This window comes from Peribacillus sp. CSMR9 (assembly GCF_033141925.1).
GTDB lineage: Bacteria > Bacillota > Bacilli > Bacillales > DSM-1321 > Peribacillus > Peribacillus simplex_A.
In genome coordinates this window covers 26,817-34,728 of sequence record NZ_JAOPHO010000043.1, presented here as the reverse complement: position 1 = coordinate 34,728, position 7,912 = coordinate 26,817, and the positions used below count along the sequence as shown (strand labels likewise).

Here is a 7,912-nt window from a genome sequence, read left to right as displayed (position 1 = left end):
AGGATGCCCTTCTCCATTCTGATCAAGGATTTCAATATACGACGAAATCATACGAAAGACAGGTAAAAGAACTCGGTCTTCAAGGAAGTCACTCTCGTCGTGGCAATTGTCATGATAACGCGTGTATAGAAAGTTTCTTTTCGCATTTAAAAACAGAGAAGTTATATTTGGTACGCCCAAAAACAGCAGAGGAAGCTTATATAGTCATCCAGGAGTATATAGACTTCTATAATACTGATCGCTTCCAAGAAAAATTTAACGGCCTTTCCCCGATTGAATACCGAGAAAAGGCCGCAGCTTAAAATACTCTTTTTTTATTGTCTACTTGACAGGGTTATGTGCAGGCACCTTCTTTTTTTGTTTTCTTTTTAGTGTTTAAAATTTATTGAACCTGCTTTGGACCTTATTTTGTTTTCGATCTCGATGAAGGACGAAGCCTGCGATAAAGGCTATCCCGGCAATCGCTAAAAGCAGTCCGATTAAAAATTGCAGCCAAAGGACTGGATAGGGAGGCTGTAAAATACCGAACACCATGTCCCTCATTATTTTTATGCCATAGGCAGCGAAGGCCCCGGGTATAAAAAGAATCAAAAAAGCGATTAAACGTTTCATGCTGTCAAATCCCTTCCGAAAATTCCATCTTTTAAAAATGATAATAGATATAAAATATTTGTCAAGTTTCGGGAATCTAGAAAATGACTGGAAGTTGGTGGCTTTTTTTAAAGGATACCAATATGGTAAGATGAGGTGTGGAGTATGAAAAAAATTGCAGAGATAGATATAATAAATGGGTAATTATTTAAGGGGGATGGCTCATGCAAAAAGTCATGATAGTGGGGGGAGGAGTGGGAGGGACAACCGTGTTGAAACTCCTTTCGGAAAGTGAAGTATTCTCAATTGTTTGTATGGCTGATACAAATGAATCGGCTGAAGGAATGCTTGCTGCAAAAGAGCGAAGGATTCCTACAGTGACTAATTGGAGCAAGGGATTGGATTGGGATTTGGACATCATTTTTGATACGACTGGAGACCCGTCCGTCTATAAAAAGATAAAAAGGGATATGGATGATCAAACGATACTCATTCCTGGAAGTGTCGCCCTCATTATGACTAAGCTGTTTGAAGAGAAAAATCGTTTAATAAATAAATTGGAGAATGCCTCGGCAAAAATGGATTTGATCCTGAATACGACCAGTGAAGGGATGGTGGTGATTGATCATGAGGGATTCATCATCATGTTCAATGATAGTGCGGAACGAGCATCTGACACAAAGCGCGAGGACGTGATTGGCAGACATATCAAGGATCTCTTCCCTTCAACTGGATTACTTCGAGTGATGGAAATGAACAAAAAAGAAGTAAATCAGGAGATCACCCTTACTAATGGGATGGAGCTCATAACGACAAGGATTCCTCTGGTAAATGCCGATAAGGAAATCATAGGGGCTTTTTCCGTGTTTAGGAATAAAACGGAAGCTGTGCAATTGGCGGAGCAGATCACTGATTTAAAAGAGATACAGACGATGCTCCAGGCAATCATTCAATCCAGTGATGAAGCCATATCGGTCGTGGATGATCAAGGGAGGGGACTATTGATCAATCCGGCATATACAAGAATCACTGGCTTAACAAAGAACCAAGTGATTGGTAAGCCGGCTTCCATCGATATTTACGAAGGTGATAGTATGCATATGAAAGTGCTCCAGACAAAAAAGCCTGTTCGGGGTGTCAATATGCGTGTCGGCCCAAAACATAAGGAAGTGATTGTGAATGTAGCTCCAATCATTGTGGACGGGTGCTTGAAAGGCAGTGTTGGCGTCATTCATGATGTATCTGAAATTCAAGCATTGACTCACGAATTGAATCGGGCGAGACAAATTATCCGGACATTGCAGGCTAAATATTCCTTTGATGATATAATAGGAGCTTCCGAAGAGATGAAGCTTCCGATTGAACAGGCGAAATTATCGGCAAGGACACCCGCTACTGTCTTATTGAGAGGGGAATCAGGGACAGGAAAAGAGTTGTTTGCCCACGCCATCCATAATGCGAGCGATAGGAAATTCAATAAATTCGTACGTGTAAATTGCGCAGCCATCTCAGAATCATTACTTGAAAGTGAACTGTTTGGTTATGATGAGGGAGCCTTTACAGGGGCAAGCAGAGGCGGAAAGGTCGGTTTTTTCGAAGAGGCAAATCAAGGGAGTATCTTTTTGGACGAAATTGGTGAATTACCAGCCAACATCCAAGCAAAATTACTACGGGTTTTACAAGAACGGGAAATCATCAGAGTGGGGGGAACAAAGCCGATTCCCATCAATGTCCGTGTCATAGCAGCTACGAATATCAACCTTGAACAGGCAATATCAAGCGGATCATTCAGGGAAGATTTATATTTCAGGCTGAACCGCATGCCCATTTTCATTGCTCCTTTACGAAAGCGAAAAGAAGATTTGAAAGAATTGGCGGAGCATTTAATTCATAAAATCAATCAGGAGTATGGACGGAGCATAGAGGGAATCACTGCAGATGCTATACATAAGATGCAAATCTATAACTGGCCAGGGAATGTGAGGGAACTGGAGAATATTTTAGGACGGGCGATCATTTTCATGAAATTGAACGAGACGATCATTGATATACAGCATATTCCCGATTTTATCGAAGAGGTTCCATTAAAACAGGAGAAATTAATGAGGCCTTCTTCTGGCTACGTATCGGGTAAACCGCTCTCGGAGATAATAGACCAGTATGAAGCCGAAATCATTCAGCAAGCGATCTATACACACAATGGAAATAAAACACTTACAGCAAAAGCGCTGGGGATATCAGTTAGAAACCTGTATTACAAAATGGAAAAATTCGAACTATGAAATTCTTTGCACGTTAAAATTTGCGCACTATGAAAAAAACTGCACGGAATTTTCTGATTTATTTTAATTTGAGTGAGAGTCCACTTCTAACATGAAATTTTTTTAAATTTGTTATAGGCTATAGTTGTCCAACTTATTAACCAGCATCTCCTTTTTTTGGTTAAAAAGGCTCTCACTTTTCAGTTTATTGGCATGTTATTTGCATATTTAAAAGTGAATGGATTTTTCAAGGGAACCATTCCAAATGGGAAAAATATCATGTGTTTAGCGGAATTTATTTAAAATGAACGTAGTAACCAGTAAGAATGAGGAGTAATTTAGCATCCTCATATCTGACACAAACGATTAAAACATCTAGGGAGGATTCCTTTATGGAAATTTTTAAATATCTTGAGAAGTATGATTACGAACAACTGCTATTCTGTCAGGATAAACAATCGGGTTTGAAAGCGATTATTGCCATTCATGATACGACATTGGGACCTGCACTTGGTGGCACAAGGATGTGGACGTATGCTTCTGAAGAAGATGCCATAGAAGACGCTTTAAGGCTTTCGAAAGGAATGACATATAAGAATGCAGCAGCCGGCTTGAATTTAGGCGGGGGAAAAACCGTCATCATCGGCGATCCGCGCAAGGATAAAAATGAAGAAATGTTCCGTGCGTTCGGAAGGTATATCCAAGGGCTGAATGGGCGTTATATAACAGCTGAAGATGTAGGGACTACAGTTGAAGACATGGATCTCATCCACGAGGAAACGGATTTTGTCACTGGGATTTCCCCTGCATTCGGTTCTTCAGGTAACCCTTCCCCTGTAACTGCTTATGGGGTATACCGCGGTATGAAAGCTGCTGCAAAAGAAGCATTCGGCAATGATTCTTTAGAAGGCAAGGTAATTGCAGTCCAAGGCGTCGGGAATGTAGCTTATAACTTATGCCGTCACCTTCATGAGGAGGGCGCTAAACTGATCGTGACTGATATCAATAAAGAAAGCGTGGCCCGTGCAGTTGAATCCTTTGGGGCGACAGCAGTGGATCCAGATGAAATTTATGGGGTTGAATGTGATATCTATGCTCCTTGTGCATTAGGGGCTGTCATAAATGATCAAACAATCAATAAAATCAAGGCGAAAGTCATTGCAGGTGCAGCCAATAATCAATTGAAGGATCCTGTTCATGGCGATCAAATTCATGAAAAAGGTATTATATATGCTCCTGATTATGTAATTAACGCAGGTGGAGTCATAAACGTGGCTGATGAGCTTTTAGGGTATAATCGGGAAAGAGCGCTTAAGAAAGTGGAAACGGTTTATGATACCATTGAACGAGTCATGGAGATTGCAAAACGTGATCAAATTCCAACTTACAAAGCAGCGGACAGGATGGCAGAGGAGCGCATTGCTCGTATGAGGAATTCAAGAAGTCAATTTTTACAAAATGAAAAGCATATCTTGAATGGAAGAAAATGAATGTAGTTATACAAGTTATAGATTCCTGTGTTTTTTTAAAATAAACACAGGAATTTTCAACATGGATAACGTAATAAACATAGTGCAAGTAAAAAGGTGACAATCTGTAATTGTGAGGAGGAGTGGTTTTGGCTGAAGAATTTGACCTCGTTATCCTCGGAGGAGGAACAGGTGGGTATGTGGCAGCAATAAGGGCTGCACAATTAGGATTGAAAACGGCTGTCGTGGAAAAAGGCAAGCTCGGCGGAACGTGTCTACATAAAGGCTGTATCCCTTCAAAAGCACTTTTAAGAAGTGCAGAAGTTTATCAGACTGCAGTGAAGAGCGAGGAATTCGGTATTATTACCGGGGATGTAAAGTTGGATTTCCTTAAGGTGCAGGAAAGAAAGAATAAAGTGGTTGATCAACTCTATAAAGGTGTTCAGCACTTGATGAAACAAGGGAAGATAACCGTTTATGAAGGATTAGGACGTATACTTGGTCCATCTATATTTTCACCGATGCCTGGGACAATTTCCGTGGAAATGAATAATGGCAGTGAAAATGAAATGCTTATTCCTCAGAATATTATCATAGCTACCGGTTCGCGTCCAAGGACACTGCCAGGTTTACCAATTGATGGGGAATTGGTCTTAACATCGGATGAAGCCCTAAAGCTTGAGAGCCTGCCAAAATCATTGATTATTGTAGGCGGGGGAGTTATCGGAATTGAATGGGCCTCGATGCTGAATGATTTTGGTGTTGAAGTAACAGTACTTGAATATGCGGATAGAATCATCCCGACTGAAGATCATGATATTTCTAGTGAGATGCTTCGTCTCCTAACTAAAAAAGGCGTCAAATTCGTTACAGGTGCCAAGGTATTGCCTGAAACCCTGAAAACGGATGTTTCAGTAACTATTTCTGCTGAAGTAAATGGATCGGTAGAGGAATTCACAGCTGAAAAAATGCTGGTTTCCGTGGGCAGATCAGCAAATGTTGAAGGGATCGGCCTTGAAAATACGGAAATTGTGAAAGAAAAAGGCTTTATTGAAACCAATGAATTCTTCCAAACGAAGGAAACACATATCTATGCGATCGGTGATTGTATCGGCGGTCTTCAATTGGCTCATGTTGCCTCCCATGAAGGTATTACAGCCGTTGAGCATATGGCAGGCCAAAAACCAGAACGGTTGGATTATTCGCTAATTTCAAAATGTGTGTATTCTAGCCCTGAAGCTGCCAGCGTAGGTTTGACGGAAGAGCAGGCAAACAAGGAAGGCTATGAACTTAAAATTGGGAAATTCCCATTCCGTGCAGTTGGTAAGGCCCTTGTATTCGGGGAAGCAGATGGTTTTGTCAAAATCATTGCAGATAAGAAAACGGATGATATACTTGGCGTTCATATGATCGGACCACATGTTACGGATATGATTTCAGAAGCTGGACTTGCAAAAGTACTTGATGCGACACCTTGGGAGGTAGCCAAGACAATTCATCCACATCCAAGTCTTTCTGAAGCAATCGGCGAGGCGGCGCTTGCTATCGATGGACTTGCCATTCATTCATAAGAATAAGGTCAGGAGGTTTTATGATGGTAGAAAAACGTCATGAACAATTAGGCTTAACTGAGGAAATGGTTTTAGATATGTACAGGACAATGCTTTTGTCCCGCAGGATTGATGAGCGTATGTGGCTTTTAAACCGGTCCGGGAAAATTCCCTTCGTAATTTCCTGCCAGGGGCAAGAAGCTGCACAGGTTGGAGCAGCTTTTGCGCTGGATAGGCAAAAGGATTATGTACTGCCTTATTATCGGGATGTTGGTGTGGTTCTTACCTTCGGAATGACCGCAAAAGACTTGATGCTTTCAGGTTTTGCGAAAGAGGAAGATCCCAATTCCGGGGGACGTCAAATGCCTGGACATTTTGGTCAAAAGGAAAATAGAATCGTCACCGGTTCGTCACCTGTAACGACACAGGTCCCGCATGCAGTTGGAATTGCCCTTGCTGGGAAGATGGAAGGTAAGGATTTAGTAACATTCGTAACGTTTGGGGAAGGTTCATCAAATCAGGGCGATTTTCATGAAGGGGCCAACTTTGCAGGTGTGCATAAGCTACCGGTCATTTTCATGTGTGAAAATAATAAATATGCGATTTCCGTTCCTATTGAGAAACAGCTATCGTGTGAAAATGTTTCCGATAGGGCGATTGGCTATGGGATGCCTGGAATAACGGTGGATGGCAATGACCCATTGGAAGTGTATGCTGCAGTGAAAGAAGCGGCTGACCGTGCACGAAGGGGAGAGGGGCCTTCCCTTGTAGAAACCGTTTCATATAGGCTCACTCCACATTCAAGTGATGATGATGACAGAAGCTACCGGACAGCGGATGAAGTGGCCGAAGCTAAAACAAAGGATTCCATAAAGACATTTGGAGCGTATTTAAAAGAAGTGGGAATCATGGATGAGGATCTTGAGAAACAAATGAATGATGAAGTCATGAAGATAGTCAACGAAGCTACTGATTATGCTGAAAATGCTCCATATCCGAAGGCTGAAAGTGCAATGAATCATGTGTATGCACAAAAGTAAGGGGGTAATAGAATGCCAGTGATTTCTTATATAGATGCTGTAACAATGGCAATGAGGGAAGAGATGGAACGTGATTCCCGTGTATTCGTATTGGGAGAGGATGTTGGAAAAAAAGGTGGGGTCTTTAAAGCGACTCATGGTTTATATGACCAATTCGGTGAAGCCAGGGTCATCGATACACCGCTCGCTGAATCTGCAATTGCAGGAGTGGGAATTGGAGCCGCCATGTATGGGCTTCGGCCGATAGCTGAGATGCAATTTGCTGATTTCATCATGCCTGCCATTAACCAAATTGTTTCAGAGGCAGCCAAGATTAGATACCGTTCCAATAATGACTGGAGCTGTCCTATGGTAATCCGTGCCCCATATGGAGGAGGAATTCATGGAGCTCTTTATCATTCACAATCGGTTGAAGCAATCTTTGCCAATCAGCCGGGTTTGAAAATTGTGATGCCTTCCACTCCGTATGATGTAAAGGGTTTGCTTAAAGCTGCCATTCGCGATGAAGATCCAGTGCTTTTCTTTGAACATAAACGCGCATATCGCTTGATCAAGGGTGAGGTACCCACTGAAGATTATGTACTTCCAATCGGTAAGGCGGATGTGAAAAGGGAAGGGGAAGACATTACTGTCATCTCCTATGGCCTTTGTGTGCATTTTGCCCTTCAGGCAGCAGAAAAATTAGCTGCAGATGGAATCTCTGCACATGTTCTTGACTTGCGCACCGTCTACCCTTTAGATAAAGATGCTATCATAGAAGCGGCATCTAAAACGGGGAAAGTTTTACTGGTTACGGAGGACAATAAAGAAGGAAGCATTATGAGTGAGGTCGCAGCCATCATTGCCGAGCATTGCCTTTTTGATTTGGATGCTCCTGTAAAACGGTTGGCCGGACCTGATGTACCTGCCATGCCATATGCGCCTACGATGGAAAAACATTTTATGGTGAATCCAGATAAGGTGGAAAAAGCTATGAGGGAATTGGCTGAGTATTAATGACT

Annotated in this window: 7 protein-coding genes; 6 read left to right on the top strand and 1 reads right to left on the bottom strand. The window is 42.0% G+C overall.

All coding sequences use genetic code 11. The features are described 5' to 3' along the window. Positions 1-302: IS3 family transposase (locus tag N9I19_RS17175; protein ID WP_317778493.1), on the top strand; the 302-nt coding region annotated here is incomplete at its 5' end. A gap of 73 nt (positions 303-375) precedes the next feature. Here N9I19_RS17175 and N9I19_RS17170 read toward each other — a convergent pair. Further along, positions 376-612, bottom strand: coding sequence for a DUF2627 domain-containing protein (locus tag N9I19_RS17170; RefSeq protein ID WP_061463986.1), 237 nt, complete (start codon positions 610-612; stop codon positions 376-378). A gap of 203 nt (positions 613-815) precedes the next feature. On the opposite strand from N9I19_RS17170, the gene N9I19_RS17165 reads away from it, so the two are divergent. The 5 genes from N9I19_RS17165 to N9I19_RS17145 all read left to right on the top strand — a co-directional run bounded on the left by N9I19_RS17165 (position 816) and on the right by N9I19_RS17145 (position 7,907). Continuing rightward, entirely contained in the window at positions 816-2,873 is a 2,058-nt protein-coding gene (locus N9I19_RS17165; protein ID WP_284470252.1) for a sigma-54 interaction domain-containing protein, read from the top strand. A gap of 371 nt (positions 2,874-3,244) precedes the next feature. Then, on the top strand, positions 3,245-4,342 hold the full coding sequence (bcd, locus tag N9I19_RS17160; RefSeq protein WP_061463985.1) for a branched-chain amino acid dehydrogenase: 1,098 nt from the start codon (positions 3,245-3,247) through the stop codon (positions 4,340-4,342). A gap of 128 nt (positions 4,343-4,470) precedes the next feature. Then, complete coding sequence (lpdA, locus tag N9I19_RS17155) at positions 4,471-5,892, top strand: dihydrolipoyl dehydrogenase (protein ID WP_125160628.1); 1,422 nt, start codon at positions 4,471-4,473, stop codon at positions 5,890-5,892. 23 nt (positions 5,893-5,915) lie between these two features. After that, positions 5,916-6,911: a thiamine pyrophosphate-dependent dehydrogenase E1 component subunit alpha gene (locus N9I19_RS17150; protein WP_061463983.1), complete on the top strand. Its 996-nt coding sequence runs from the start codon at positions 5,916-5,918 to the stop codon at positions 6,909-6,911. Positions 6,912-6,923: 12 nt separating this feature from the next. Continuing rightward, positions 6,924-7,907 (top strand): alpha-ketoacid dehydrogenase subunit beta, encoded by a 984-nt coding sequence (locus N9I19_RS17145; protein WP_061463982.1) that lies wholly within the window; start codon positions 6,924-6,926, stop codon positions 7,905-7,907. The last annotated feature ends 5 nt before the right edge of the window (positions 7,908-7,912 follow it).